Annotated in this window: 31 protein-coding genes, 1 tRNA gene and 1 pseudogene; 19 read left to right on the plus strand and 14 right to left on the minus strand. The window is 71.6% G+C overall.

Annotated features, from left to right (window positions below; translation table 11 throughout):
• Positions 1-29: 29 nt before the first annotated feature.
• The 8 genes from tpiA (at position 30) to ACP6CK_RS03135 (ending at position 6,777) form a co-directional block, all read left to right on the plus strand.
• Positions 30-791 (plus strand): triose-phosphate isomerase, encoded by a 762-nt coding sequence (gene tpiA / locus ACP6CK_RS03100; protein WP_426957307.1) that lies wholly within the window; start codon positions 30-32, stop codon positions 789-791.
• A gap of 59 nt (positions 792-850) precedes the next feature.
• A complete protein-coding gene (gene secG / locus ACP6CK_RS03105; RefSeq protein ID WP_426957308.1) occupies positions 851-1,183 on the plus strand; it encodes a preprotein translocase subunit SecG in 333 nt (110 codons plus the stop codon).
• A 105-nt stretch (positions 1,184-1,288) separates the two neighbouring features.
• Positions 1,289-2,920 (plus strand): CTP synthase, encoded by a 1,632-nt coding sequence (locus ACP6CK_RS03110; RefSeq protein WP_426957309.1) that lies wholly within the window; start codon positions 1,289-1,291, stop codon positions 2,918-2,920.
• Complete coding sequence (kdsA, locus tag ACP6CK_RS03115) at positions 2,917-3,738, plus strand: 3-deoxy-8-phosphooctulonate synthase (protein WP_426957310.1); 822 nt, start codon at positions 2,917-2,919, stop codon at positions 3,736-3,738. The genes ACP6CK_RS03110 and kdsA overlap by 4 nt, the downstream gene beginning before the upstream one ends.
• Positions 3,739-3,872: 134 nt before the next feature.
• Positions 3,873-4,475 (plus strand): NAD(P)H:quinone oxidoreductase, encoded by a 603-nt coding sequence (gene wrbA / locus ACP6CK_RS03120; RefSeq protein WP_426957311.1) that lies wholly within the window; start codon positions 3,873-3,875, stop codon positions 4,473-4,475.
• A 96-nt stretch (positions 4,476-4,571) separates the two neighbouring features.
• Entirely contained in the window at positions 4,572-5,855 is a 1,284-nt protein-coding gene (gene eno, locus ACP6CK_RS03125; protein WP_426957312.1) for a phosphopyruvate hydratase, read from the plus strand.
• A gap of 188 nt (positions 5,856-6,043) precedes the next feature.
• Entirely contained in the window at positions 6,044-6,331 is a 288-nt protein-coding gene (locus ACP6CK_RS03130) for an FtsB family cell division protein (protein WP_426957313.1), read from the plus strand.
• Positions 6,332-6,444: 113 nt separating this feature from the next.
• The gene (locus tag ACP6CK_RS03135) at positions 6,445-6,777 is read left to right on the plus strand and encodes a hypothetical protein (protein WP_426957314.1); all 333 of its coding nucleotides are present in this window, start codon (positions 6,445-6,447) and stop codon (positions 6,775-6,777) included.
• A gap of 7 nt (positions 6,778-6,784) precedes the next feature.
• Here ACP6CK_RS03135 and ACP6CK_RS03140 read toward each other — a convergent pair whose 3' ends face one another.
• The 3 genes from ACP6CK_RS03140 to ACP6CK_RS03150 are packed head-to-tail and all read right to left on the minus strand — an operon-like array spanning position 6,785 to position 9,030.
• Positions 6,785-7,453, minus strand: coding sequence for an amino acid ABC transporter permease (locus ACP6CK_RS03140; RefSeq protein ID WP_426957315.1), 669 nt, complete (start codon positions 7,451-7,453; stop codon positions 6,785-6,787).
• A gap of 1 nt (position 7,454) precedes the next feature.
• Complete coding sequence (locus ACP6CK_RS03145; RefSeq protein ID WP_426957316.1) at positions 7,455-8,150, minus strand: amino acid ABC transporter permease; 696 nt, start codon at positions 8,148-8,150, stop codon at positions 7,455-7,457.
• A 31-nt stretch (positions 8,151-8,181) separates the two neighbouring features.
• Complete coding sequence (locus tag ACP6CK_RS03150; RefSeq protein ID WP_426957317.1) at positions 8,182-9,030, minus strand: transporter substrate-binding domain-containing protein; 849 nt, start codon at positions 9,028-9,030, stop codon at positions 8,182-8,184.
• Positions 9,031-9,190: 160 nt separating this feature from the next.
• Here ACP6CK_RS03150 and ACP6CK_RS03155 point away from each other — a divergent pair, with 160 nt between their 5' ends.
• Positions 9,191-9,430, plus strand: coding sequence for a hypothetical protein (locus tag ACP6CK_RS03155; RefSeq protein WP_426957318.1), 240 nt, complete (start codon positions 9,191-9,193; stop codon positions 9,428-9,430).
• A 44-nt stretch (positions 9,431-9,474) separates the two neighbouring features.
• Here ACP6CK_RS03155 and mtnA read toward each other — a convergent pair whose 3' ends face one another.
• From mtnA to ACP6CK_RS03170, 3 genes are read right to left on the minus strand one after another with little or no spacing between them, the layout of a single operon-like run.
• Positions 9,475-10,569: an S-methyl-5-thioribose-1-phosphate isomerase gene (gene mtnA / locus ACP6CK_RS03160; protein ID WP_426957319.1), complete on the minus strand. Its 1,095-nt coding sequence runs from the start codon at positions 10,567-10,569 to the stop codon at positions 9,475-9,477.
• A gap of 4 nt (positions 10,570-10,573) precedes the next feature.
• Complete coding sequence (locus ACP6CK_RS03165; protein ID WP_426957320.1) at positions 10,574-11,074, minus strand: UPF0262 family protein; 501 nt, start codon at positions 11,072-11,074, stop codon at positions 10,574-10,576.
• Entirely contained in the window at positions 11,067-11,504 is a 438-nt protein-coding gene (locus ACP6CK_RS03170; protein WP_426957321.1) for a DUF983 domain-containing protein, read from the minus strand. Before ACP6CK_RS03170 ends, ACP6CK_RS03165 begins: the two co-directional genes overlap by 8 nt.
• A gap of 125 nt (positions 11,505-11,629) precedes the next feature.
• Between ACP6CK_RS03170 and ACP6CK_RS03175 the strand changes: the two genes are divergently transcribed.
• The gene (locus ACP6CK_RS03175) at positions 11,630-12,271 is read left to right on the plus strand and encodes an aspartate/glutamate racemase family protein (RefSeq protein ID WP_426957322.1); all 642 of its coding nucleotides are present in this window, start codon (positions 11,630-11,632) and stop codon (positions 12,269-12,271) included.
• Positions 12,272-12,332: 61 nt separating this feature from the next.
• Here the strand turns inward: ACP6CK_RS03175 and ACP6CK_RS03180 are convergent, their stop codons facing one another.
• The 5 genes from ACP6CK_RS03180 to tyrS form a co-directional block, all read right to left on the minus strand.
• The gene (locus tag ACP6CK_RS03180; protein WP_426957323.1) at positions 12,333-12,614 is read right to left on the minus strand and encodes a hypothetical protein; all 282 of its coding nucleotides are present in this window, start codon (positions 12,612-12,614) and stop codon (positions 12,333-12,335) included.
• 56 nt (positions 12,615-12,670) lie between these two features.
• A complete protein-coding gene (locus ACP6CK_RS03185) occupies positions 12,671-13,108 on the minus strand; it encodes a hypothetical protein (RefSeq protein WP_426957324.1) in 438 nt (145 codons plus the stop codon).
• A 148-nt stretch (positions 13,109-13,256) separates the two neighbouring features.
• Positions 13,257-13,577 carry a hypothetical protein gene (locus tag ACP6CK_RS03190; RefSeq protein ID WP_426957325.1) on the minus strand — a complete coding sequence of 107 codons (321 nt, stop codon included), beginning with the start codon at positions 13,575-13,577 and terminating at the stop codon, positions 13,257-13,259.
• A gap of 58 nt (positions 13,578-13,635) precedes the next feature.
• A complete protein-coding gene (locus tag ACP6CK_RS03195) occupies positions 13,636-14,604 on the minus strand; it encodes an N-carbamoyl-D-amino-acid hydrolase (protein ID WP_426957326.1) in 969 nt (322 codons plus the stop codon).
• 119 nt (positions 14,605-14,723) lie between these two features.
• A complete protein-coding gene (gene tyrS, locus ACP6CK_RS03200) occupies positions 14,724-15,962 on the minus strand; it encodes a tyrosine--tRNA ligase (protein WP_426957327.1) in 1,239 nt (412 codons plus the stop codon).
• A 53-nt stretch (positions 15,963-16,015) separates the two neighbouring features.
• Between tyrS and ACP6CK_RS03205 the strand changes: the two are divergent.
• Positions 16,016-17,117: pseudogene (locus ACP6CK_RS03205) on the plus strand (anhydro-N-acetylmuramic acid kinase); the annotation flags it as partial.
• A 58-nt stretch (positions 17,118-17,175) separates the two neighbouring features.
• Here ACP6CK_RS03205 and ACP6CK_RS03210 read toward each other — a convergent pair.
• A complete protein-coding gene (locus ACP6CK_RS03210; protein WP_426957328.1) occupies positions 17,176-17,844 on the minus strand; it encodes an alpha/beta hydrolase in 669 nt (222 codons plus the stop codon).
• A gap of 335 nt (positions 17,845-18,179) precedes the next feature.
• Here ACP6CK_RS03210 and ACP6CK_RS03215 point away from each other — a divergent pair, with 335 nt between their 5' ends.
• The 7 genes from ACP6CK_RS03215 to ACP6CK_RS03245 all read left to right on the plus strand — a co-directional run bounded on the left by ACP6CK_RS03215 (position 18,180) and on the right by ACP6CK_RS03245 (position 23,195).
• On the plus strand, positions 18,180-18,635 hold the full coding sequence (locus ACP6CK_RS03215) for an Rrf2 family transcriptional regulator (protein WP_426957329.1): 456 nt from the start codon (positions 18,180-18,182) through the stop codon (positions 18,633-18,635).
• Positions 18,632-19,714 (plus strand): cysteine desulfurase family protein, encoded by a 1,083-nt coding sequence (locus ACP6CK_RS03220; RefSeq protein WP_426957330.1) that lies wholly within the window; start codon positions 18,632-18,634, stop codon positions 19,712-19,714. Before ACP6CK_RS03215 ends, ACP6CK_RS03220 begins: the two co-directional genes overlap by 4 nt.
• 17 nt (positions 19,715-19,731) lie before the next feature.
• Positions 19,732-20,913: a cysteine desulfurase family protein gene (locus ACP6CK_RS03225; protein ID WP_426957331.1), complete on the plus strand. Its 1,182-nt coding sequence runs from the start codon at positions 19,732-19,734 to the stop codon at positions 20,911-20,913.
• Between the two features lie 8 nt (positions 20,914-20,921).
• Complete coding sequence (locus ACP6CK_RS03230) at positions 20,922-21,251, plus strand: ferredoxin family 2Fe-2S iron-sulfur cluster binding protein (RefSeq protein WP_426957332.1); 330 nt, start codon at positions 20,922-20,924, stop codon at positions 21,249-21,251.
• Complete coding sequence (tenA, locus tag ACP6CK_RS03235; protein WP_426957333.1) at positions 21,244-21,945, plus strand: thiaminase II; 702 nt, start codon at positions 21,244-21,246, stop codon at positions 21,943-21,945. The genes ACP6CK_RS03230 and tenA overlap by 8 nt, the downstream gene beginning before the upstream one ends.
• A gap of 34 nt (positions 21,946-21,979) precedes the next feature.
• The gene (mnmA, locus tag ACP6CK_RS03240; RefSeq protein WP_426957334.1) at positions 21,980-23,080 is read left to right on the plus strand and encodes a tRNA 2-thiouridine(34) synthase MnmA; all 1,101 of its coding nucleotides are present in this window, start codon (positions 21,980-21,982) and stop codon (positions 23,078-23,080) included.
• Between the two features lie 38 nt (positions 23,081-23,118).
• Positions 23,119-23,195 (plus strand) — tRNA-Met (locus tag ACP6CK_RS03245).
• On the opposite strand, the gene ACP6CK_RS03250 is transcribed toward ACP6CK_RS03245, so the two are convergent.
• Positions 23,190-23,789, minus strand: a complete 600-nt coding sequence (locus ACP6CK_RS03250) for a MerR family transcriptional regulator (RefSeq protein WP_426957335.1) — start codon at positions 23,787-23,789, stop codon at positions 23,190-23,192. The genes ACP6CK_RS03245 and ACP6CK_RS03250 overlap by 6 nt on opposite strands.
• A gap of 153 nt (positions 23,790-23,942) precedes the next feature.
• Between ACP6CK_RS03250 and ACP6CK_RS03255 the strand changes: the two genes are divergently transcribed.
• Entirely contained in the window at positions 23,943-26,099 is a 2,157-nt protein-coding gene (locus ACP6CK_RS03255; protein ID WP_426959852.1) for a heavy metal translocating P-type ATPase, read from the plus strand.
• A 54-nt stretch (positions 26,100-26,153) separates the two neighbouring features.
• Here the strand turns inward: ACP6CK_RS03255 and ACP6CK_RS03260 are convergent, their stop codons facing one another.
• The gene (locus ACP6CK_RS03260) at positions 26,154-26,348 is read right to left on the minus strand and encodes a hypothetical protein (protein ID WP_426957336.1); all 195 of its coding nucleotides are present in this window, start codon (positions 26,346-26,348) and stop codon (positions 26,154-26,156) included.
• Positions 26,349-26,575 lie beyond the last annotated feature (227 nt).

A 26,575-nucleotide genomic window follows, 5' to 3' on the forward strand; every position in this document is an offset into this window, starting at 1 on the left:
GGCCGGGCGAGCAGCACGCAGAGAGACCCATGACCCCCGGCATCCGCCCCCTCATCGCCGGCAACTGGAAGATGAACGGCACGCTGCGGGAGGCCGCCGCGCTGGCCGAGGGCATCCGCGCCGGGCTCGACCGCTCCCCGGATGCCGACCTGCTGATCTGCCCGCCCTTCATCCACCTCCACGTCGCCGCGGCGGCCATGGGCTGGAAGCCTGTGGCGATCGGCGCGCAGGACTGCCACCCGAAGGCGTCCGGCGCGCACACGGGCGACGTCTCGGCCGCGATGCTCGCGGATGCGGGGGTGGCCTATGTCATCCTCGGCCACTCCGAGCGCCGGGCGGACCACGGGGAGACGGACGCCCTGGTCCAGCAGAAGGCCGCCGCCGTGATCGCGGCGGGCATGGTGCCCGTGGTCTGCGTCGGCGAGACGGAGGCCCAACGGGACGCCGGGGAGGCGGAGTCGGTCGTCTCCGCCCAGATCGCCGGGTCCCTGCCGCCCGACTTCGCCATCGCCAAGGGGGTGGTGGCTTACGAGCCCGTCTGGGCCATCGGCACCGGCCGGACCCCCACCGAGGCCGACATCGCCTCGATGCACGATCGGATGCGGGCCGAGGTCGCCGCCCGCTTCCCCGGCCTCGGGGAGGGGACCCGCCTTCTCTACGGCGGCTCGGTGAAGCCCTCCAATGCCGTCGCCATCCTCGGCCTGCCCAATGTGGACGGGGCGCTGGTGGGCGGCGCCAGCCTGAAGGCCGAGGATTTCCTGGCCATCGCCGCCGCCGTGCCGGCGCCCTGACCAGGCCCCTTGACGCGGCCCTGGCAAGCGCGGGGCTTCCCCGCTAGAACCCGGCCGCCATGATTACCGTCCTGATCGTTCTCCACTTCTTCGTCGCCCTCGCCCTGATCGGCGTCGTCCTGCTCCAGCGGAGCGAGGGCGGCGGCCTCGGCGTCGGCTCGTCCCAGGGGATGGGCAGCTTCATGACGGGGCGGGGGACGGCGAACCTGCTGACGCGCGCCACCGCCGTGCTCGCGACGATCTTCTTCCTCCTCGCCCTCGCGCTGGGGATCTTGAGCCGGACAGGGGGTGGGGGGCCGCGCTCCATCCTCGATTCGCCGCCGCCCGCTGCCGCGCCGGCCGCGCCCGCGGCCCCGGCCCTGCCGGCGGCGCCGGCCGTCCCGACCAACTGACGCCTTCTTGATCCCATGCGCGGCGCGGGTTTCCGCACCGCGCATGGCATCCCCGCGTCCAGCCCCCTGGCCGCCTCCCCTTCGCGCGGCTTACAAGGGCCTCCCATGACGCGGTTCGTATTCATCACCGGCGGCGTGGTCTCTTCGCTTGGCAAGGGCATCGCCGCCGCCTCCCTCGCGGCGCTCCTGCAGGCGCGCGGCTACAAGGTCCTGCTGCGCAAGCTTGACCCCTATCTCAACGTGGATCCGGGCACGATGAGCCCGTACCAGCACGGCGAGGTCTTCGTGACCGACGACGGCGCGGAAACGGATCTCGACCTCGGCCACTACGAGCGCTTCACCGGCGTGCACGCACGCCAGGCCGATGCCTGGACCTCCGGGCGCATCTATTCGGACGTGCTCGCCAAGGAGCGGCGCGGGGCCTATCTCGGCGGCACGGTGCAGGTGATCCCGCACATCACCGACGCCATTAAGGACGCGGTGCAGGCCGAGACCGAGGGCCAGGACTTCGTCCTCGTGGAGGTCGGCGGCACGGTCGGCGACATCGAGGGCCTGCCCTTCCTCGAGGCCGTGCGCCAGCTCACGAACGAGCTCGGCCCGCAACGCGCCCTCTTCGTCCACCTGACGCTGGTGCCCTGGATCGGCTCCGCCGGCGAGCTGAAGACGAAGCCGACGCAGCACAGCGTGAAGGAACTGCTCGGCCTCGGCATCCAGCCGCAGATCCTGCTCTGCCGCTGCGACCGGCCGATCCCGGAAAATGAGCGCCGCAAGATCGCGCTCTTCTGCAACGTGCGGCCGGAGTCGGTGATCCCGGCGCTGGACGCGAACTCGATCTACGCCGTGCCGCTGCAGTACCACCGCGAAGGCCTGGACCGGGAGGTGCTGCGGCACTTCAACCTGTCCATCTACGGCGAGCCCGACCTGTCCCGCTGGCACGGCATCGTGCGCGGCATGGAGCAGCCGGAGGGCGAGGTGACCATCGCCGTCGTCGGCAAGTACACGAACCTGCTCGACGCCTATAAGTCGCTCGGCGAGGCGCTGACCCATGGCGGGCTGCCGCACAAGACGCGGGTGAAGCTCGACTGGGTGGACAGCCAGATCTTCGAGGGTCCCGGCGCCACGGCGCGGCTGGAGGGGGTGCACGGCATTCTCGTCCCCGGCGGCTTCGGGGAGCGCGGCGCGGAGGGCAAGATCCAGGCCGTCCGCTTCGCGCGGGAGCGGAAGGTGCCCTTCTTCGGCATCTGCTTCGGGATGCAGATGGCGGTGATCGAGGCGGCGCGGAACCTCGTCGGCCTGGAGAAGGCCAGCTCCACCGAGTTCGGCCCGACCGAGGAGCCGGTGGTGGGCCTGCTGACCGAGTGGACCAAGGGCAACCGCGTGGAGCAGCGGGACGCCGGCGGCGACATGGGCGGGACCATGCGGCTGGGCTCCTATCCCGCGGTGCTGACCGAGGGTTCGCTCGTCCGGGACGTCTACAATGGCGCGCCGGAGATCTCGGAGCGCCATCGCCACCGCTACGAGGTGAACATCGACTACCGGGACCGGCTGGAGGCGGCGGGGCTGCGCTTCTCCGGCCTCTCGCCCGATGGCGTGCTGCCGGAGATCGTGGAGTATCCTGACCACCCCTGGTTCATCGGCGTGCAGTTCCACCCGGAGCTGAAGTCGAAGCCCTTCGATCCCCATCCGCTGTTCCGCGGCTTCATCGGGGCAGCGGTGCGCCAGGCGCGACTGGTATGACGCGGACCGTCCGCATCGGGGGGCTGGAGGTCGGCAATGACCGGCCGCTCGCCTTCATCTGCGGACCCTGCCAGATCGAATCCCGCGCCCACGCGCTCGAATGCGCCGAGGCGGTGGCGGAGATGGCGCGCGATGCGGGCGTGGGGATGGTCTTCAAGTCCAGCTACGACAAGGCCAACCGGACCAGCGTGAACGCCGCCCGCGGTGTCGGCATGGATGAGGGCCTGTCCATCCTGGCCGAGGTTCGCGAGACGACCGGCCTGCCCGTGCTGACCGACGTGCACGACGCCGCCCAGTGCGCCCCGGTGGCCGAGGCGGTGGACGTGATCCAGATCCCCGCCTTCCTCTGCCGCCAGACGGACCTGCTGCTCGCTGCCGGCCAGACGGGGCGCGTCATCAACGTGAAGAAGGGCCAGTTCCTCGCGCCCTGGGACATGGCGAACGTCGCCGCGAAGATTGCCTCCACCGGCAACGAGAACGTCCTCCTCTGTGACCGCGGTACCTCCTTCGGCTACAACACGCTCGTCTCGGACCTGCGCGGCCTGCCGATCATGGCCCGGACCGGCTACCCCGTGGTGTTCGACGCCACCCACTCCGTCCAGCAGCCCGGGGGGCTGGGCGGGAGCTCCGGCGGGCAGCGGGAATTCGCGCCGGTGCTGGCGCGGGCGGCGGTCGCGGTCGGTGTCTCCATGGTGTTCATCGAATGCCATCCGGATCCCGACAGGGCGCCGAGCGACGGCCCCAACATGATCCCGATCCGGGAGATGCCCGCGCTGATCGCGCGGCTGAAGGCCTTCGATAGCCTCGCCAAGGGCTGACCGCGGGCTCAGGCGCCCGTCGCGATCGTGAATGACGATCATTCGGCCTTCGCGTTGTGCGGCGGGTCGCGCTTCGCCCACATTCCGCGCTGACGCGCCCGGCCGGCGGGCGCCCCAACGCAGGAATGACGGTCATGGCGAAGGTTCTGGTCCTCTACTACTCCACCTATGGCCATGTGGAGACGATGGCGAACGCCGTGGCCGAGGGCGCCCGCTCCGTCCCCGGCACCACCGCCGACATCAAGCGCGTGCCGGAGCTGGTGCCGGAGGAGATCGCGCGGAAGTCTCACTACAAGCTCGATCAGCCCGCCCCGATCGCACAGGTGGCCGACCTGAAGGAGTATGACGCGATCATCGTCGGAACGCCGACCCGCTTCGGGAACATGGCGTCGCAGATGAAGAACTTCTTCGACCAGGCCGGCGGGCTCTGGGCGACGGACGCGCTGGTCGGGAAGGTCGGCTCTGTCTTCACCTCGACCGCCACGCCCCATGGCGGGCAGGAGAGCACGATCCTGGCGACCCACACCGTGCTGCTGCACTTCGGCCTCGTCGTCGTCGGCCTGCCCTATACCTACAAGGGCCAGATGGATCCCTCCATCGTCCAGGGCGGCTCGCCCTACGGCGCCAGCACCATCGCCGGCGGCCAGGGCCAGCTCCAGCCGACCGAGGGCGACCTCGCCGCCGCCCGTTTCCAGGGGGCGCATGTGGCGGCGATCGCGGCGAAACTCGCGGCCTGACCCGGGCGGGAGGGCGCGCCCTCCCTTGCCGGCACGGCCCGCCCGCCTTATCGGCTGGCGGCCCGGGCCGCCCGGGCGATCCGCCCGGAGATTCCCATGAGCGCCATCGCCGACATCATCGCCCGAGAGGTCCTCGACAGCCGGGGCAACCCGACGGTGGAGGTGGAGGTCGTGCTGGACAGCGGTGCGCAGGGTCGTGCCATCGTCCCCTCCGGCGCCTCGACCGGCGCGCATGAAGCGGTGGAGCTGCGCGACGGCGACAGGGCCCGCTACGGCGGCAAGGGCGTGCTGAAGGCCTGCGCGAACGTCGAGGGTGAGATCTTCGACGCCCTCTCCGGTCTCGACGTCACCGACCAGGTGAAGATCGATGAGACGATGATCACGCTCGACGGCACGCCCAACAAGGCGCGGTTGGGGGCGAATGCGACGCTGGCCGTTTCGCTCGCCTGCGCCAAGGCGGCCGCGGAGCATTACGGCCTGCCGCTCTACCGCTATGTCGGCGGCACCTTCGCCCGCACGCTGCCGGTGCCGATGATGAACATCATCAACGGCGGCCAGCACGCGGACAACCCGATCGACATCCAGGAATTCATGATCATGCCGGTGGCGGCCGGCACCGTGGCGGACGCCGTGCGGATCGGGTCCGAGGTGTTCCAGGCCCTGAAGAAGAAGCTCCACGACGCCGGCCACGCGACCAATGTGGGCGACGAGGGCGGCTTCGCCCCGAACCTGAAGAGCGCCGAGGAGGCGCTCGACTTCATCGCCCAGGCCTGCGAGGCCGCCGGCCACCGCGTGGGTGAAGACATCCTGTTCGCTCTGGACTGCGCCTCCACCGAGTTCTTCAAGGACGGCACCTACGACATGGAGGGCGAGGGCAAGAAGCTCGATGCCGGCGGGATGGTGGACTACCTGGCCGCCCTCTGCGGCAAGTACCCCATCGTCTCCATCGAGGACGGCATGGCCGAGGACGACTGGGAGGGCTGGAAGCTCCTGACTGATCGGCTGGGCAGCAAGGTCAACCTCGTCGGCGACGACCTCTTCGTCACCAACACCGAGCGCCTGCGACTCGGCATCGAGCGGGGCGTCGGCAACGCCATCCTGGTGAAGGTGAACCAGATCGGCACCCTCACCGAGACGCTGGAGGCGGTCGAGACCGCCCACCGCGCCGGCTACAAGGCTGTCATGTCCCACCGCTCCGGCGAGACGGAGGACGCGACCATCGCGGACCTCGCCGTCGCGACGAACTGCGGGCAGATCAAGACCGGCTCCCTGTCCCGATCCGACCGCCTGGCCAAGTACAACCAGCTCATCCGGATCGAGGCAAATCTCGGCACGGCCGCGCGCTACGCCGGCCGCACGGTGCTGCCGCGGGGCCGCTGAGCCACAGCCCGGCGGCGCCGCCGCAACATCCACAGGATTCTCTCACGGCGGGGTGAGAGGAGCCTTGCGCGGAATGCGGGTGACCCCTCTACTCCGCGCAGGGGATCGAGTGTCCGATCGGCCTAAGCTCTTCGGGGGAGGGGCAGTTGGCTTTCATGAAGGGGGTGAAGCGCCGGGCGCAAGCCGCGGTGCTTCCAGTGATTTTCTTTGGGCTGTGCGGCTATTTCGCCTACCACGCCGTGCACGGCACGCGCGGGCTGAAGGCGCGCGAGACGCGGCTGGCGGAGATCGCCACGGCCCGCACCGTCCTGGCCGAGGCCGAGGCGGAGCGGGACGCGATGGAGCGGAAGGTGGCGGGGCTCCGCTCCGACCGGCTGGACCGGGACATGCTGGAGGAGCGCGCCCGCGCCCTGCTGAACGTGGTCGCCCGGGACGAGATCGTCGTGCCCTACGCGCCCTCTCAGCGGCTGTTCTGACGCTGCCCTAGGGCCCTCTCGGCCCGGGGATGGTGCGGGTGCCTTGCGGCTGTCGGCGCCGCGCGGCAGCTTCATTCCGGTCCCGGGGCGCCGCCCTGGGAGGGAGGAGCGGCATGCGGATCGTCATTGCGGGGACCCTGTGCGCGCTACTCTTCGCGCTGCCTGCGGGCGCCACGGCCGTGGCCGCCGCGCACGCGCTGATGGACCCTGCCACGCCGCTCGAAACCTGCGTCCGCGCTGGGCAGATCGCCGTGGAGCGGGCCGGCCTGCAGGTGCAGGCGATCTCCTCCAGCTCGGTGAACGCGACCAATCCGGCGGGCGACGCCTATCTAATCGTGTGCGTTCAGGAGCGCGGGGTCGTCACCATCTCCGGCGCCACCGCCGGGACGATTCAGCAGGTCGAGCCGGTGGTGCGCCATCTGATCGACCTCTTCGGAAAACCCTGACGGCGCGTCAGCCCTTCGCGGCCCGGTGCTCCAGCCGGGACAACAGCCGCACCACCGGCCAGAGCAGGATGAAGTAGGCGAGCGCCGCGGCGACGATCGGTGAGGCGTTGTACGTCACGCTCTGCGCCTGGCGCGCCTGGAACAGCAGTTCGGGCAGGGCCACGACGGACGCAATGGAGGTCAGCTTCACGACCTCCAGCGTGTTGGAGACGAGGTCCGGGAGCACGTTCCGCACGGCCTGCGGCAGCACCACGAAGATCATGACCTGCCAGCGCCGCAGCCCCAGGGCCCGCGCCGCCTCGGATTGCCCGGGCGGCACGCTGTCCAGTCCGGCCCTCAACACCTCTCCGTAATAGGCACCCGTGTTCAGGAAGAAGGCGAGCGCCACCGCCCCCCAGGGCCCGAGGTCCAGCCCGAGGAAGGGTAGGCCCGCATAGGCGAAGATCAGCAGCACCAAGGGCGGCAGCGCCCGGAAGGTGTCCGTCCAGACCGCCAGCGGCCAGCGGACCCACCGGCTGCGGGCCCGGGACAGCAAAGCGAGGACGAGGCCTCCAGCCAATCCCAGCGGTACCACGATCAGGGCGAGCAGCATCGTCTGCCAAAGCCCGCGCAGCAGGATGGGCATCGCCCGCTGCACGATCTCGATGTTCAGGAACGCGTCGACGAAGTCGTCCATGTCAGGCGGGCCGGGTGCGCCCGGGAATGGCCGCCTTGCGCTCGATCCACCGCCCCACTCCCACCACCGGAAGGAAGAGGAGGGCGTAGGCGATCGCCCCCAGCGTCAGCGGGGAGGGATTGCCCGCGAAGGCCATGGCGGACTGAGAGGCTCCCAGGATCTCCGCCACGCCGACCACCGAGGCCAGCGCCGTCCCCTTGGTGATCGCGATGGTCCGGTTCACCAACGGTGGCACCACCATTCGCACGGCCTGCGGCAGCACCACGCGGAACAGCACGGGGATGAAGCGGAGCCCGAGGGCCCGCGCCGCGTCCCACTGCCCCTGCGGGGTGGCGACAATGCCCGCCCAGAGGATCTCCTCCGCGAAGGCGGCCAGCACGAGGGTCAGGGACAGCCAGGTTGCCCAGAACCCGGACATGGAAAGCCCGAGTTCCGGCAGGCCGAAATAGAGCAGCACGATGATCACCAGCGGCGGCAGCGCGCGGAACAGGTCCACGGTGAACACGATGCCCCAGTTCAGCACGCGCAACCCGAAGGCGCGCAGCACGGCGAGCCCCAGCCCGAGAGCCAGCCCCGCGACGACGATCAGCGCCGCGAGCGCCACGGTCAGCGCGAAGCCCTCCGCGATCTTCGGCGCCCAGTCCGCCATCACCTTCAGGTTCAGGAAGGTGAAGGCGAAGCCGTCCAACCCGCCCAAGCTCAGCCCCCCATGCCGGGCGACCCGCGGCCTAGCAGCGCGGCTCGTGCGGCGTCGGGTCGTAGCCGGGCAGGTCGGGCACGCCATAGCCCGGGAACACCGTCCGCTCGGCCGAATCCTCGCCCGGCGCGTCGCCGAACCACTGCTGCGACAGGCGCGCGATCGTGCCGTCCCGCTTCATGCACTCCAGCACGGTCTCCACCTGGTTCCGCAGCTCCACGTTGTCGCGGCGGAAGGGGGCGGCCCAGTGCGCCCGCGTCTCGCGGATCGCGAAGTCGGGCACGAGGTTCCGCTGCTGGCTGGCGGCATAGCGCACCACGGTATTACCCGCGAGGACGGCATAAGCCCGCCCGGCCATCACCGCCTGCACCGCGTCGGGGTTGGTGTCATAGGCCTGGAATGTGAAGCCGTAGCGCTCCGCATTCTGCTGCGCCCAGGCGTCGTAGGCCGAACCCTTGTTCACCGCGATCGCCTTGCCGCGCAGCTCCTCCAGCGAGCGGATCGGCGCGTTGCCGCGCCGGATGCCGAACTGGAACTCCGTGTAGAGGTAGCCCTCGGTGAAGAGCATCGACTCCGCCCGCTCCCGCGTGACCGTCACCGGTGCGGCGAGGAAGTCGTAGCGCCCCGCATTCATCGCGGGCACGAGCCCGGAGAAGGAGGCGCTGTCGATGGTGATCTCGCGCCCCAGCCGCCGTGCCACCTCGCGGAACAGGTCCACGTTGAAGCCCTGAACGCCGCCCTCCAGGCGCGGGAAGGCGTGCGGCGCGAACGTGCCGTCCACGGCGGTCCGAAGCGGCGGACCACCGCTCCCGGCCGGCGCCTGGGCGAGCACGGGCGTGGCGACGGCCGCGACCGCGGCGGCAAGGAGTAGGCGACGCATGAGGAGAACCCCCGATCCGAAGTGGCTGGCCATGCGACCCTGACATGCAAGCCTCGTGCGGGGGAGGGGGCCTTGCCCCGATCCTGCCACGATCCCGGCACCTCTTCGCCGCGGGAGAGGGGTTCTCTCCGAATGCCCCCCAGGCCTCGGAGTCCCTGTCATGGACCGTCTCGCCCTCGCCCTCGTCACCCTCGGCCTCACCATGATCCTCGTCACGGTTGCGACCGTGCTCGGCGGTGGCTCGACGACGCTCTCCGCCTATGGCGCCGCCGCGGCCGCGCTGGCGGGCGCGACGATGATCAGCGGGCTGGTCATCCTGGAGCGCCGGGCCTTCTCGATCTACGCGCCGCTGCCCGTCGCGAAGGCTGCCCTGCCTCGGGCCTTGCCGGCCGGCAAGTAGGCGCCGCCGGCGGCGCTCGTCGCCCGGCGCCGGGCAGCATCCGGCTATGTCTTGTCCGGATACAGGCCAGCGAGACCGGCCTCGCTGGCCTCGCAGCGCCCGCGCTCGGTGATCAGGCCGGTCACCAGCCGGGCCGGCGTGACGTCGAAGCCGGGGTTGGTCGCCTCCGTCCCCTCGGCCGCCACGCGGACGGTCGCCACCGTCCCGTCGGGCAGGCGGCCCGTGGCGTCCGTCACCTCGGCGCCCGAGCGTTCCTCGATCGGGATTTCTGACACGCCGTCCCCGACCTTCAGGTCCAGCGTGGAGTGCGGCATCGCGACCCAGAAGGGCACGCCATTGTCCGCCGCCGCCAGCGCCTTGAGATAGGTCCCGATCTTGTTCGCCACGTCGCCCCGGCGCGTCACGCGGTCGGTGCCGACGAGCACGATGTCCACCAGCCCGTGCTGCATCAGGTGCCCGCCGGCATTGTCCGCCACCAGCCGGTGCGGCACGCCGTGGGCGCCGAGCTCGAAGGCGGTCAGCGCGGCGCCCTGGCCGCGCGGCCGGGTCTCGTCCACCCAGACATGCACGTCCATGCCGGCGTCGTGCGCCTGGTAGATCGGGGACAGCGCCGTGCCGAAATCCACCGTCGCCAGCCAGCCGGCATTGCAATGGGTCAGGATGCGCACCGGCTCCCCGGCCGGCTTCCGTGCCGCGATCTCCTGCAGCAGCGGCAGCCCGTGAACGCCGATCTGGCGGCAGGTCTCCACGTCGTCGTCGCAGATGGCCGTCGCCTCGGCATAGGCGGCGTCTGCGCGCCGCTCCGGCGGGTGGTTCCGCACGGCGGCGCAGATCCGGTCCAATGCCCAGCGCAGGTTCACCGCCGTCGGCCGGGTCTCGCCCAGCATGGCGGCGGTGCGCTCCAGGTTCTCGATCGAGGGATCGCGCCGCAGCGCCATCGCCAGGCCGTAAGCGCCGACCGCGCCGATCAGCGGCGCGCCGCGGACCTGCATCGAGCGGATGGCCGTGGCCACCTGCTCCTCATCCGTCAGGCGGAGAACCTCCACCTTCCAGGGCAGCTTCGTCTGGTCGAAGATGCGAACGGCCTGACCGTCCTCGTCCAGCCAGACGCTGCGATATGACGTGCCGCCAATCTTCACGGGCTCAGATCCGCTGATGCAGGGCGCAGACGAGCGTGAAGAGCCGCCGCGCCGTCTCGAAATCCAGCTCCACGCGGCCGTTCAGCCGTTCCTGGAGAAGCTCCGCCGCCTCGTTGTGCAGGCCGCGGCGGCCCATGTCGATTGCCTGGATGCGCGCCTCGGAGGCGCCCTCCGTGACGGCCTGCTCATGGCTGTCGACCACCATCTGGTAGTCCTTGATCAGCCGCCGGAAGGGGCCGAGCGCGAGCAGGTGGGCGTGGAGCGGCGCGTCCGCGAGGTCCCGGATGTCGAGCACCAGCCGCCCCTCCCGCACCGCGAGATGGAGCACGTAGGGGCCGGACGGAAGCCCGACCGGGGAGAAGGCATTTCCGGCCAGAAGGTCGGTCGCTGCCTGCTGGCGGTCGGCCTCCGCATAGGGCGATTGAAGCGGTGCGGTCTCCGCAAGTTCGATCCGGGCGATGCGCTGCGTGTCCGTCCGCGCCTCCGGCACGGCGAGATCAGACATCGCGCGGGCGCTCGGGCGGGGCGGGAACGTTCTCCGGATGATCCATGAACCCCAGCCGCATCATCCACCCGACCACCGCGCCCTTCACCGGCCGCAGCAGGAGGGTGCAGACCACCGCAAAGAGCGGCAGCCACACGGTCATGTGGAGCCACATGGGCGGCTGGTACGCCCGCTCCACCCAGAAGATCGGCGGCAGGAGCAGGTGTCCGGTCAGGAAAAGAACGATATAGGGCGGGGCGTCATCGGCGCGCAGCCGGCCGAGCGGCGCGTGGCAGACGGCGCACTCCGGCACGACCGAGAGGAAGCCTCGGAACACCCGGCCCTCACCGCATGCAGGGCAGCGGTTGCGCAGCCCCCGGCCGACCGCCGTCAGGAAAGAGGGCGCGGCGGGAACCGGGGCAGGCACCGGCGATTCCGGTTGCCAGAGCATGGGTGGCTGTCCTCCGGGACCGGGCGGAACGTCGTTCACCACGGTCTTGTTGCGCTGCAATATGAGCGCCCGGACGGCGGCCGGCAAGGCTTGCTGGCCAGGAGGGGCTGGCGGACCATCGGTCGATGGAACGCCGTATCCTCGCGATCAACCCCAACCGTGACCCGGCCTGCACCGCAGGCATCGACCTTGCTCTCTCGCCGTTTGCGAGGGCCAGGACGGCCCGCTTCGACACGCTCTCGCTGGAAGAGGGCCCTCCAGCGATCGCCACCTGGCGCGACTGGTTCAGTGTGGCGCTGCCGCTGTGTGACCTCGTCCAGCGCGAACCCGCGGCCGCCTACATCATCGCCTGCGTCTCCGATCCCGGGGTGGATGCGGTGCGAGAGGTCACCGACCGCCCCGTCCTCGGGCCGTTCCGCTGCGCCGTGGCCGCCGCCTTGTCGCGCGCGGATCGCTTCGGAGTGATTGCCTTCGTGGAGGCGTCGAAGGCCCGGCAGCGTCGGGTCCTCCAGGCAATCGGGGCGGAGGCGCGACTGAGCGGCACCGTCGCGCTGAACCTGCCGATGACGGCCCTGACGGATCCGGAGCGGCCGCGCGAAGCCCTGATCGCCGCCGGCCGTATCCTGGTCGAGGGAGGCGCCCCGGTTATCGTGCTCGGCTGCGCCGGGATGGCGGGACACCGCGCCGCCGTGGAAGACGCGATCGGCGTGCCGGTGATTGAGCCGATCGCCGCGGCTGCTGCGCAGGCGCTGGTCGCGGTCTCCTGAAACGGCACGGCCCGGACGCGACCGTCCGGGCCGATCGAGCGCGCCCCGCGACACGGCGAGGTCAGCGCGTGGCGAGCACCGTGTCGCCGTTGCTCGCCTGCCGCGTCAGACGCTCCCGCTCGCGCTGCCAGTAGTCGCGGCGCAGGTTGCGGGATTCTTGCTCCCTGGCGCGGAGGTCGGCCTGGGCGTTGTTCCCCGTCCGCTCGGGTCGGGCCGCCGGAGTCCCGGCCGCGCGGGAGAGGAAGTCGCCGAACACGCCATCGGTGCCCGCGGCCGAGACGGGCGCCGACAGGCAGAGCCCGGCTGCCAGGGTGAAGGCGACGGCGAGGGGACGGCGAGTCATGACGTGTGGTTCTCCTGTACCCACAACGCCGTTCCGGCCCCCCCAGTTGCCCGCCGTCACCAACGGCGGCGCTGCTCTTCCAGCCGGCGCTGCTCCTCCGCCAGGCGGCGCTGCTGCTCGGCGATCTGCCGCTGCTGCTCGGAGATCTGGCGGTCCCGCTCATAGGCCTGGCGCCCGTACTGGTCCCGGCGTTCACGGTCCCGCTCCCAGGCGTCGCGCTCCCGCTCGCGGCGGTCGCGGCGGCGCTCGCGCGCCTCCCGGTCCTCCTCGAACTGACGACGCTCGCGGTCCTCCGCCCAGCGCCGGTCGCCTTCGTAGCGGCGCCGATCCTCGTCCGAGGCGCGGCGGCGATCATCCTCCCGCCGGCGCTCGTTCGGGTCGAGCTGGCGCAGGGCATCGCCGATGATGCCGGGCAGATCCTGGGCCTTGGCCGCGGGTGCCACCCCGAGGGCGAGCAACGCCAGGGCGGAGCTGGTCAGAAATTGGCGGCGCATCGTGTCCTCCGTGGTGTCGGGCCGTTGGCGGCCGGGCTTGCGGAACGAACGCCCGCGGGGTGACCGCGTTGCGGCCGGATCGTGGCAGGGACGGGATGGTTTCAGGGCTGCGGCAGGGCGTGGCCGGGACTGCGGCGGCCCCTTCGGATCAGCGCTGGATGTTGCCCCCCAGGCTCGGGATGCTGCCCTGGACGGCATCGGTCTGCGTCGTCCCGGTCACCTCGCGCCGCTCGGGCGCGATGGCGCCGCGATAGCGGTCCATATCGTCCACCAGGGCCGGCGTGCCCTGGCGGCCATCGGTCGCGATGTCGCGCGCGGCGTCGGCCACGCGGTCGCGCGCCTGATCGCGCTGAAGCTGCGCATTGGCCTGGGCCGCCGCGCTCTGCCCCGGCCGGAGCTCGACCCCCTGGGCGAGCACGGCCGTCGAGGTGGGCGCGATCAGGAGCAGGGCGAGGATGATGCGGCGCATGGGGGATCTCCGTTCGCCGACTCAACGCCGCGGTGCCGGCCCCGGTTACGTCCCCGGATCAGCCGGCGGCGGGAGCCCACTCGGGAGGCGGCTCGGACCCTGTCTGGGCGGTGATCCGGCCATAGGCCTCCACCCGGCGATGGGCGGCGAAGTTGAAGATCGTCTCCCGCCCCAGCCGGCACATGTCGAGGTCGAGGTCCGCCGTGATCAGCTCGTCCCCCCAGCTGGTGGCCTGGGCCATGATCTCGCCCTGCGGGTTCACGATGATGGAGTGGCCGAACAGCTCGTGCCCGTCCTCCGTGCCCGCCTTGGCCGTCGCGACGCCGAAGGTGGCGTTCTGGTAGCAGCCGGCCTGGATCGAGAGATGGGAGTGCAGCACCCGCAGGTGATGCGCCTCGAAGCCGCGGTTGTCCTGGTTCAGGCTCGGCGTGTTGTAGCCGAGCATCACCAGCTCCACCTGCTGCAACCCGAGCACGCGCCACGCCTCGGGCCAGCGGCGGTCGTTGCAGATCATCATGCCGACGTTCACCGGCCCGGCCGCGCCGACCGGCGCCCGGACCACGGGGAAGCCGAGATCGCCTACCTCGAAGTAGCGCTTCTCCAGATGCTGCACCTTCCGGATGGGGTCAAACTCCTTGTGCCCGGGCAGGTGGACCTTGCGATACTTCAGGACGATCTCGCCGGAAGGCGCCACGAAGGCGGCGGTGTTGAAGCGCCGGCCCTCCGGCGTGCGCTCGGCGTAGCCGAGATGGAAGGCGATCCCGTACTTCCGTGCCGCCTCGAAGAGCGGCGCCGTCTCGTTGGACGGGAGGGCGCTCTCGTACCAAGCGTCGGCGGCGGAGATGTCCTCCTCGTACCAGCGCGGGAAGAAGGTGGTGAGCGCCAGCTCCGGGAAGACCACCACCTCCACGCCGCGCCGGTGGGCGCGCTCCAGCAGCCGGACCATCCGCCCCACCGCGACGTCGCGGCCCTCCGCGCGCTGGATGGGGCCGAGCTGTGCGGCGGCGACGGTCAGGATGCGGGACATGCCGGTCCTTCAGGAGAATGCACGGGGAGACCGATCTACCACCTCGCCGTGCCCGGTCCACCCACAGCCGTGAGACGTATCAGCGTGCCCCACGCGGGGCGAAGTTCAGCGCGGGTCCGTCATGCAGAACGGATCAGCACGTGGCGCTTGCGCCCCGCGGACAGCTTGGCCGTGCCGTCGCGCAGGTCGCCGGAGGCGACCTGCCGCCCGATGTCGGACACCGCCTCGTCGTTCAGCCGCAGCCCGCCATTCTGCACCAGCTTCCGCGCCTCACCCTTGCTCCCCGCCAGCCCGGCCGCCACGGCGAGGTCCAGCACGTTCGCCGGAAGGGTCGCGGCCACGACCGGCAGGGCCTCGCCGAGGCCACCCTGCTCGAAGGTGGTGCGCGCGGTTTCGGCCGCCGCGTCGGCCGCCGCGCGGCCGTGCAGCATGGCCGTGGCCTCCGTCGCCAGCACCTTCTTCGCCTCGTTCACCTCGGCGCCCCGGAGGGCCTCCAGCCGCGCGATCTCGTCCTTCGGCAGCTCGGTAAACAGGCGGAGGAAGCGGCCGACATCGGCGTCCTCCGCATTCCGCCAGAACTGCCAGTAGTCATAGGAGGAAAGACGGTCCGGGTTCAGCCACACCGCGCCGGACGCCGTCTTGCCCATCTTCTGGCCGGACGCGGTGGCGAGGAGGGGCGTGGTCAGCCCGAAGCATTCCGCCGCGTCCACGCGGCGGTTCAGCTCCACGCCCATGACGATGTTCCCCCACTGGTCGCTGCCGCCCATCTGGAGCGACACGCCGTGGCGGCGCCGCAGCTCCAGGAAGTCGTAGGACTGGAGGAGCATGTAGTTGAACTCGAGGAAGGAGAGCGGCTGCTCCCGTTCCAGCCGCAGCCGCACGCTGTCCATGGTCAGCATGCGATTGACGCTGAAATGGCGGCCGATATCCCGCAGGAAGGGGATGTAGGCCAGTCCATCAAGCCACGCGGCGTTGTCCAGCATCAGCGCGTCGGTCGGACCGTCGCCGAAGGTTAGGAAGCTGTCGAAGGTCCGGCGGATGCCGGCCTTGTTCACCTCGATCGTCTCGGCGGTCAGGAGCTGCCGCCCCTCGTCCCGGCCAGAGGGGTCGCCGATCTTCGTGGTCCCGCCGCCGATCAGCGGCACCGGCTTGTGGCCGCAGCGCTGGAGCAGCCGCAGCAGCATGATCGAGAGCAGGTGCCCGACATGCAGGCTGTCCGCCGTGCAATCGAAACCGACATAGGACGCCAGGGGCGCGTCCGCGAGGCGCGCCGACAGCGCGGCCTCGTCCGTCACCTGGTGGATGTAACCCCGCTCGCGCGCGACGCTCAGGAACTCGTCTCGGCGGAAATGCGTCATGATGGGCTGACCGGCTTCAAGAAACCGGGGGCCGGTAGCACACTGGGGGGATGCTGCGAACCATCGGGCTGATGAGCGGGACCTCGCTGGACGGGGTGGATGCCGCCTACGTCGAGACGGATGGGGAGCGGATCGGGCGCTTCGGCCCGACCGTGACCCTTCCCTATGACCCGGCCCTGCGGCGGGACCTGCGCGCCCTGCTGGACGCGGCGCCGGAGCTGGAGCCCGACGACGCCAGGGTGGCCGACTGCGCCGCCCGCCTGACGACCCGCCATGCGGAGGCCGTGGAGGCGCTGGGCCTGACGGCCGACCTCATCGGCTTCCATGGCCAGACCATCCTGCACCGCCCCGCCCCGCCGGGCACCCGCCAGCCCGGCCGGACCTGGCAGATCGGCGCGCCCGCCCTGCTGGCCCGGATGACGCGGATAGAGGTCGTGCACGACTTCCGCTCCGCCGACGTGGCGGCCGGCGGGCAGGGGGCGCCCCTGGTCCCCATCTTCCACGCGGTGCTCGCGGCCACCCTGCCGAAACCGGTCGCCATCCTGAACCTCGGTGGGGTGGGCAACGTCACCTGGATCGGGGCGGACGGGGAGCTGATCGCCTTCGACACCGGCCCGGCGAACGGCCCTCTCGATGACTGGGCCCGCCGCTCGACCGGGGATGATTACGACCGGGACGGTCGCCTCGCGCTTGCCGGCCGGCCGGACGGTGCCGTGCTGTCACGGCTGATGTTGCACCCGTATCTGGACGCCCCGCCGCCCAAGTCCCTGGACCGGCTCGATTTCGACGCGGCGCTGCGGGAGTCCGGGGCGGGCGCGCTGTCCCCGGCCGACGGGGCGGCGACGCTGACGGCGTTCTGCGCGATCTGCGTCGGCGCCGCGGCCCGGCATTTCCCGGAGGCGCCGCTGCACTGGCTGGTCGCCGGCGGGGGGCGACGGAACCCGGGGATGATGCGCGCCCTGTCCGGGGTGCTGGACGCGCCCGTCCGTCCTGTGGAGGCCGTGGGATGGGATGGGGACGCGCTCGAAGCGCAGGCGTTCGGCGTTCTCGCGGCCCGGGTCGCCCGCGGCCTGCCCACCACCTTCCCCGGCACCACCGGCGCGCCGGAGCCGATGACCGGGGGCAGACGGGTTCCGGCCTACGCCTGAAAAGGAAAGGGCGGCGCCCCCTCCGGAGCGCCGCCCTTTCCGATCCGCCGAAAGGGGGCGGTGGCTCAGTCGGCCGCCATCGACATGCGGGCGCGGTTGAGCACCGTCATCACATGGTCCTGCGCCGCATCGGCCACGCGATCCGTCTGCTCGGGCGTGAAGACATGGCCCGCCCCCTCCATCACGCGGTAGTCGATCTTCACGCCCTTCTGCGTGTTCAGCTTGTCCACCAGCTTCCGGACGGAGGGCTCGGGCACCAGCTCGTCCGCCTCCCCGTGCAGGATCAGGCCGGAGCAGGGGCAGGGCGCGAGGAAGCCGAAGTCGTAGTGGCTGGCCGGGGCCGCGATCGAGACGAAGCCGCCCATCTCCGGCCGGCGCATCAGGACCTGCATCCCGACATAGGCCCCGAAGGAGTAGCCCGCGACCCACAGCATGGACGCCGCCGGATTCACGGCCTGGAGGAAGTCGAGCGCCGCCGTCGCGTCCGAGATCTCCCCGATCCCGCCGTCATATCGGCCCTGGCTCTTGCCGACGCCGCGGAAATTGAAGCGAAGGGTCGAGAAGCCCATACCGCGAAACCGCTCGTAGAGCGCGTGCACCACCCGGTTGTTCATCGTGCCGCCGTGAAGCGGGTGGGGGTGGAGCACCAGCGCCACCGGCGCGTTCGGCTGCTTGGAATGGTGGTAGCGGCCCTCGAGCCGGCCGTCAGGCCCAGCGAACATCACCTCGGGCATTGTCACCTTCAGCCCCTGGGGGCATCTCTCTGCGGTGGGCCGGCCGTCCCGGGAAGGGTGGGCCGCCCCGCCAGTGTCTGTCGCCAACCGGCGCCGGTCCGGCGCGCCGGCCGGGGAGAACAGGGCCGCCACGTCCCCCGCAAAGGGACATCGCCGTCATGTGCTCCCGGGACGGGCGCCGAAGGTGCCATTTTTCGCGCCGGTCCCGCTTCCGCTGGCCGGCACCGCCCAAATATAGGCATCGCGTCGCGGGAATCATAACCAAATCATGGCATGGCCCTATCATTTCCTTCGCATGGCGCCTCCGCGCCGCCCTCCGGCCCGGGGCGGCTGACATGCGCCTGTCCACCCGCAGCCGCTACGCCGTTATGGCTCTGGCCGAGATGGCCGGGCGCCGGAACTCGGCCGGACCGGTCACGCTGGCGGACATCGCGGAGGCGCAGATGCTCTCCGCGGCGTATCTGGAGCAGCTTTTCATGCGCCTGCGGCGGGGCGGCCTGGTCGAATCCGCGCGGGGACCAGGGGGAGGCTATCGTCTCGCCCGCATGCCCTCTGCCATCTCCGTCGCCGAGATCGTGGAGGCCGTGGACGAGCCGATCAGCGCCACCCGCTGCGAGGGCGGCACGGAGAACTGCCTCGGCGGGCGGAAGTGCCCGACCCACGACCTCTGGGCGGAGCTGGGCGAGCAGATCCGCCTCTTCCTCTCCGCGATCACCCTGGCCGACGTGGTGGAGGGGCGCACCCTCGGGCGCGCCATGCCGGTGCCGCCGGCGGCCATCGCGGCGGAATGAGCCTCTACCTCGACGCCAACGCCACCGAGCCGCTACGGCCGGAGGCGCGGGCGGCGGCGCTCGCGGCGATGGACCTCCTGGGCAATCCGTCCTCCGTTCATGCGGAGGGGCGGGCGGCCCGGCGCGTGCTGGAAGAGGCCCGGGCAAAGGTGGCCGCCCGCTTTGGGGCCGCGCCGCGCGAGGTGGTCTTCACCTCCGGCGGGACGGAAGCGAGCGCCCTCGCGATCACGGCCCTGCGGCGGGGCCGTCGCCTGCTCGTCGGCGCGACCGAGCACCCGGCCGTGATGCGGGCCGCGGAGGGAGCACAAATCCTCCCGGTGCGGCGGGACGGAACCCTGGACTTGCCATCGCTGGAGGCGGCCCTTGCCGCAGGCCCACCGGCCCTGGTCTGCCTCATGGTCGCGAACAACGAGACGGGGGTGATCCACCCGGTCGCGAAAGCCGCCACCCTCTGCCACCGGCACGGCGCCCTGCTGCACCTCGACGGGGTTCAGGCCGCCGGGCGGATCGCGCTCTCTCTTCACGACCTCGGGGCCGACACCCTCGCGATCTCCGGCCACAAACTCGGTGGGCCGAAGGGGGCGGGCGCCCTGCTGCTGCGGGCCGGGCTGGACCTGACGCCCCTGATCCCCGGAGGCGGGCAGGAACGCGGCCGGCGCGGCGGGACGGAGGCGCTGCCCGCCATCGCCGGGCTCGGCGCGGCGGCGGAAGCGGCCGATCCGCTAGGGGCCGCCCGGCTGGCGCCGCTGCGGGATGCCATCGAGACCCGGCTGGGCCTGCCCGTCGCGGGTGTCGGGGCCCCGCGCCTGCCGAACACGAGCTGCCTCATCCTGCCCGGCGCCGCCGCGGAGACGCAGGTCATCGCGCTGGACCTCGCCGGCATCCGCGTCTCGGCCGGGGCGGCCTGTTCCTCCGGCAGGGTCGCGCGCAGCCCGGTGCTGGACGCCATGGGCCTGGGTGAGGCCGCCGGGCACGCGATCCGCGTTTCCCTGCCCTGGAACGCGCCGCCCGATACGGTCGACCGATTTCTGGCCGCGCATGGGGCCATGCGCGCGAGGCTCTCCCGCCCGGCCGCCTGACGGCCCATCTTTCTCCGATGAGGGATGCCGCGAACCGCCCGGTCTACCTGGACAACCACGCCACCACGCCGCTGGACCCCCGCGTCCTGGCCGCGATGCGCCCGTGGTGGGAGGAGAACTTCGCCAACCCCGCCAGCGTGGAGCACGCCATGGGACGTGCCGCGGAGGAGGCGGTCGAGCGCGCCCGCGAGCACGTCGCGACCCTGATCGGGGCGGAGGCGCGGGAGATCGTGCTCACCTCGGGCGCGACCGAATCCAACAACCTGGCCATCAAGGGCGCGGCGCGCTTCGCGGCGTCCCAGGGCGATGCGCGTCGCCGGATCGTGACGGTCGCCACCGAACATAAATGCGTCCTGGAGAGCGTGCGCGACCTCGCCGCGGAGGGTTTCGAGCCCGTGATCCTGCCGGTGGGCGGGGACGGGCTGCTGGACCCGGAGGCGCTGCGGGCCGCGCTGGAGGTGCCGACGTTGCTCGTCAGCGTCATGGCCGTGAACAACGAGGTCGGGGTGGTCCAGGACATCGCCGCCTTGGCCGCGATCGCGCACGCCGGGGGCGCGCTCTTCCACACCGACGCTGCCCAGGCGGCCGGGCGCATCCCGATCGACGTGGCGGCCACGGGGTTGGACCTGGTCTCCCTCTCCGCCCACAAGCTCTACGGGCCGAAGGGCATCGGCGCGCTCTACGTCCGCCGGCGGCCGCGGGTGCGGCTGGCGCCGCTGATGTCCGGCGGCGGGCAAGAGCGGGGGCTGCGCTCCGGCACCCTGCCGGCTCCCCTCGTGGTCGGCTTCGGGGAGGCGGCACGGATCGCCCGGCTGGAGATGGCGCTCGACGCCGGACGCATCGCTGGCCAGCGGGACCGCTTCATGGTCGCCCTCTCGGCCGAGGTGCCGGGGATCCGGGTCAATGGCGACGCGGTGCGGAGGGTGGCGGGGAACCTGAACCTCACCTTCCCGGTGGGCGCCGACGCCCAGGCGATCATGCAAGCCGCCCCCGGGGTCTGCGTCTCCACCGGTTCGGCCTGTTCCTCAGCCTCGATCGAGCCCTCCTACGTGCTGCGGGCGCTGGGCCTGTCCGAGGCGGAGGCGCGCGCGACCTTGCGGATCGGGATCGGCCGCTTTACCTCGCCGGCGGACGTGGACAGGGCCGCCGCGGCGCTCGCGCGCGCCTGGAGGATGACCACCCAGCAAGCGGCGGAGTAGGAGCGGCGATGCCGAAGATGACCTTCATCGAGCGGGACGGCACCCGCCGCGAGGTGGACGCGCCGCTCGGGCTGAGCGTGCTGGAGATCGCCCACAAGCACGGCGTGGACGTGGAAGGTGCCTGCGAGGGCAGCCTCGCCTGCTCGACCTGTCACGTGGTCGTGGACGAGGAGTGGTTCGACCGCCTGACCTCCCCCACCGAGGACGAGGAGGACATGCTCGACCTCGCCTTCGACCTGCAGGAGACCAGCCGCCTGGGCTGCCAGATCATCATGACGGACAAGCTGGACGGGTTAGTGGTGAAGCTGCCGGCCGGCACGCGGAACGCCGGTGGCTGACCTCACGATCTATGGGCGGGAGGGCGGCCTGTTCCGGGCGTTGCGCGCGGGCGCGGCGCGGGAATGGGAGGCCTATTGTTGGCACCCCTTCGTGCAGGGCGTCGCGGACGGGTCGCTGCCCCTCCCGGCGTTCCGGCGCTACCTCGTGCAGGACTACCTCTTCCTCGTGCAGTTCGCGCGGGCGCAGGCGCTGGCCGTGGTGAAGGCGGAGAGCCTGGACGCCATGCGTGCGAAGGCGAAGGTGGTGGACGCCATCATCGGCGAGACGAAGCTCCACCTCGTCTACTGCGCCGAATGGGGGCTGGACGAGGCGGCGGTGCTCGCGGAGCCGGAGGCGCCGGAGACGGTCGGCTACACGCGATGGGTGATGGACCAGGGTTTCCGGGGCGACATCCTGGACCTGGAGGTCGCGCTCGCACCCTGCACCGTTGGCTACGGCGAGATCGCGCGGCGGATCGAGGCGCACCCGGGCCGGAACCGCACGGACAACCGCTACGAGGGCTGGATCGCCACCTATGCCGGCGCCGATTACCAGGCGGTGGCCGCCGGCGCCGCGGACCGGCTGGACCGGCTGGGCGAAACCCATGGGGGCGCCGCCCGCCTGCCGTCCCTCACGCGCCTCTTCGCCGAGGCATCGCGCCTGGAAGCCGATTTCTGGCAGATGGGCCTGAACGCGGCCCGGAACCCGGCCTGATGGGCCCGCCAGCCCGACGCGCGGGGCTGCGGCCATGAGGATCCTCGTCGCCATGTCCGGCGGCGTGGACAGCTCCGTCGTAGCCGGCCTGCTGCACGAGGCCGGGCACGAGGTGATCGGCGCCACCCTGCAGCTCTACGACCACGGCGCGGCGGTCCAGAAGAAGGGCGCCTGCTGCGCCGGGCAGGACATCCACGACGCGCGCGACGTGGCGGACCGGCTGGGCATCCCCCACTACGTCCTGGACCGCGAGGCGCGTTTCCGGGACGCGGTGATCGCCGACTTCGCCGATAGCTACGCGCGCGGGGAGACGCCGATCCCCTGCGTCCGCTGCAACCAGACCGTGAAGTTCCAGGACCTCGTGGCGCTGGCCCGCGACCTCGGCTGCGAGGCGCTGGCGACAGGCCATTACGCCCGCCGCGTGGAAGGGGCCGATGGCCCCGAGCTGCACCGCGCGGCCGATCCCGCACGCGACCAGTCCTACTTCCTTTTCGCGACGACGCGGGACCAGCTCGCCTTCGCCCGCTTCCCGCTCGGCGAGATGCCGGACAAGGCGGCGGTGCGGCGTGAGGCGGCCCGGCTGGGCCTCGCCGTGGCAGAAAAGCCCGACAGCCAGGACATCTGCTTCGTCCCCTCCGGCCGCTACCACGAGGCGGTGGCGCGGCTGCGGCCCGATGCCGCCGAGCCCGGGGAGATCGTGGACCTGTCCGGCCGCGTCCTGGGTCAGCACCGGGGACTGGCGCGGTACACGGTGGGGCAGGGCAGGGGCCTCGGCCTGCCGGGTGAGGCCGGGCTGCGCGTGGCCTCGCTCGATGCCGAACGGCGCCGGATCGTTGTCGCGCCCGCTGCCGCCATCCCGGCCCCGCAGGTCGCGGCCTCAGCGGTGAACTGGCTCTGCGCGCCGCCCGCAGGCCCCTTCCGCGCCGCGGCGAAGTTCCGCGCCCGGGAGGTGCCGCAGCCGGTCACCGCCACCTGGGACGGTGTCGCGGCCCGGCTGACGGTCCAGCCCGACCTGCCCGTGATCGCCGCCCCGGGTCAGGGTTGCGTGCTGTACGACGGCGACCGTGTCCTCGGCGGCGGCTTCATCGCCCGTGCGACGCCCGCCGCCGTTGACAGCGAGGCCCCGGCGGCCTAGTTGCCGCAGCCCGTCGCGACCTTCGCGACGCCCGGTTTGGCGGTGTAGCTCAGCTGGTTAGAGCACGGCACTCATAATGCCGGGGTCGGCGGTTCAAGTCCGCCCGCCGCTACCACAACTCCTTTCCCATCCGCCATTCGTGCCGCTGCGCGGTTCGCACAGGCTGCCACCTCTGTCTGCACGCGGGCGGAAACGTCGAAGGCACGAGCATCGAGCCCGGCCCGCTGCGGGGGGATGTAACTCCGTCTCGGGCCACTACCCCTGGTCCGGGGGGGGCATGGTCCGCGGAGACGCAGTGGCCGTGGCTGTGGTCCGCCAGCGTCTCGAGGATCTGGCACTCACCGGCCGGCCCACCGCGGCAGGCATCCGTCAGGCGGGCCAGCTCTCCACGCAATGTCTCGAGGCGCCGCAGCTTGTCCTCCACGGATGCGAGCTGCTGCACGGCCAGGGCGTGGACCGTCTCGCAGGGCCGCTCCGGGTGGTCCGACAGGGCGAGCAGGGTGCGGATCGCATCCAGCGAAAAGCCGAACTCCCGGGCGTGACGAACGAAGTCGAGGCGTTGCAGGTGCGCCGCGCCGTAAACCCGATGTCCCCCCGCGGTCCGGCTGGCCGGCGGCAACAGCCCGACCTCCTCGTACCAACGGATGGTTTGCACCTTGCAGCCCGTGCGGCGGCCGAGTTCACCGATCGAGAAGGCGGGGACGCTCATTCCGGAAAGCTGGGCAGAGGGGGCTTGAACCTCAAGTCGCTGGAGGTCCCACAGAACGCGGGGAGACGAGGAGAGCTTCCCATGCCGGACCGCGAGACCGTCCCTGCCGCGGGACCAGATGAGGCCGAGACGCTCGCGTGGCGCGTCGAGGGCATGGACTGTGCCTCCTGCGTCGCGACGGTGCGGAATGCGGTCGAACGGCTTCCCGGTGTTTCCGCGGTCGAGGTGAACCTGATGGCCGAGCGCCTTACCGTCCAGCGCCTGCCAGGAGGGACGGCGGCGGCCGCCATCGAGCGCCAGGTGTCGGGCCTCGGCTACCACGCGACGAGGCTGGTCACGTCGCAGGCTCGGCCGGAAAAACAGGATCGCGGCGGGGGCAGCAGCCACGTCGGGCATCTGCACGCGCATGGCGAAGACGAGGAAGCGGAGGATCGGGCAGGGACACCGTGGTGGCGCACCGGCAAGGCCCGGCTGGTGGCTGTGCTCGGCGGGCTCGTGGCCGCGGCCTGGCTGCTGTCCCACGTCTTCCCTCGGGAGGCGTCCTGGATCTACCTCGCCGCCACGCTGGCGGCCCTGTTCCCCTTCGGCCGCCGGGCCATCGCGCTGGCCAGGGCGGGAAGCCCCTTCTCCATAGAGACGCTGATGTGCGCCGCGGCACTGGGGGCTGTCGTGATCGGGGCCGCCGAGGAGGCGGCCATCGTCGTGCTGCTGTTCGCCGTCGGCGAACTGCTGGAGAACGTGGCGGCCGGTCGGGCCAGGGCAGGCATCCGCAGCCTGGCATCGCTTCTTCCCGCCACCGCGCGGCGGGAGGCGACCGCTGGCCTCGAGGAGGTGCCCGTCGCTTCCCTCCGCGTGGGGGACATGGTCCAGGTCCGCCCGGGCGACAGGGTGCCCTGCGACGGTGAGATCACGGAGGGCCGCTCGGCCCTGGACGAGAGCCCGGTCACCGGGGAGAGCGTCCCGGTCGCGAGAGGCCCAGGCGATCCCGTGATCGCGGGCTCCATCAACGCGGATGGGGTGTTGCGGGTGCGGGTGTCGCGGGCGGCGACGGACAACACGGTGTCGCGCATCGTCCGGCTGGTGGAGGAGGCCTCCGCCTCTCGGGCCCCGTCACAACGCTTCGTGGAGCGCTTCTCACGCTGGTGGACGCCGGGTGCGATGGTCGCGAGCCTGCTGGTCATCCTGGTGCCGCCGCTGCTGGCCGGCGGCGACTGGTGGACCTGGACCTATCGTGGCCTTGCCCTGCTGCTCATCGCCTGCCCTTGTGCCCTCGTCATCTCGGTGCCCGCCGCCATCGCCTCCGGCCTGTCCGCCGGTGCCCGGCGCGGCCTGCTGGTGAAGGGCGGTGCCGCGCTGGAGGCGATCGGGGCGGCGCGAACAGTGGCCTTCGACAAGACGGGCACGCTGACCGAGGGCACGCCGCGCGTCACGGACATCGTGCCGCTCCGGGACGGCACGGATGAGCGGCGCGTCCTGGGCTTCGCCGCCTCGGTCGAGGAGGGATCCGCGCATCCCCTCGCGCGCGCCATCCTCACGGCCGCCGCGGAGCGGAGCGCCCCGGTCCCGCCGGCAGCGAACGCTCGCACCGTGCCCGGCCGGGCGGTGGAGGCCAGCGTGGGCGGGCGGCGCGTCGCCGTGGGCAGCCCCCGGCATGCCGTCGAGGCCGGGGCAGCGCTGAGCGAAGAGGCGCAAACCCGCATCGCCGCCCTCGAATCAGACGGAAAGACCGTCGTCACCTTGCTGCTGGACGGCTTGCCCCTTGGGCTGATCGCGATGCGCGATGAACCTCGCGCCGACGCGGCGGCCGGGGTCGCGGCCTTGCGGCAACTCGGCGTGAACGCCGTGATGCTGACGGGCGACAATGAACGCACGGGCCGAGCCATTGCCGGGAAGCTGGGACTGGATGTCCGGGCGCAGCTCCTCCCGGCGGACAAGCTCCGTGAGATCGCGGCCCTGAAGGCACATGGCCCGGTCGTGATGGTGGGCGACGGCATCAACGATGCGCCCGCCCTGGCCGCCGCCTCGGTGGGCATCGCGATGGGTGGGGGCACCGATGTGGCCCTCGACACCGCTGATGCAGCGCTGATGCGAGAGCGCGTCGGCGGTGTCGCCGATCTTGTGTCCCTGTCACGGGCGACTCTCGCGAATATCCGTCAGAACGTCGCTGTCGCGGTGGGGCTCAAGGCCGTCTTCCTCGTGACGACGCTGGCCGGCATCACCGGTCTGTGGCCCGCCATCCTGGCAGACACGGGCGCGACGGTGCTCGTGACGCTGAACGCTCTCCGCCTCCTCCGGTGGAAAGGCCTGTAGCCCGCCCCTGACCTGAACAAGGACGGAGAACGCCGTCCTCGAACGCCCGGGCCGTCAGCGGTGCGCGATCAGACGCGCCGCCTCCTCCGCGGCGAGCATCGCCGCGGCCACGCTGCTACGGTAGCCAGACCAGAGGAGGTCCGTTCCGTCCTGGCTGGGCCCCATCCGCTCGACCGCGAAGCGGACCGATGGGTCCATCGCCTCCTGCGTGACGACCAGCCTGAGGTCCGAGGCCGCCGTGGCTACCATCCGCGCTCCGGGCTCCGTGCTCCAGGACGATAGCTGCATCCGTCATTTCTCCGACGATCCAACACCCATTTTGGGTTGAGAACCCGAAATGAAATCTAGCATGGGTTGTGAGATCGTCCAGAAGCTCTCTCCGTGCAGGGCCCTTTCGGACGGCGGCCGGGCGGATTTCGCGGTGAGTTGATGATCCAGACCGGGACCGGGGACGGCTCGCCGCGGGCCACGTCCGG

The organism is Muricoccus radiodurans (assembly GCF_050154705.1).
Taxonomy (GTDB): Bacteria; Pseudomonadota; Alphaproteobacteria; order Acetobacterales; family Acetobacteraceae; genus Roseomonas; species Roseomonas radiodurans.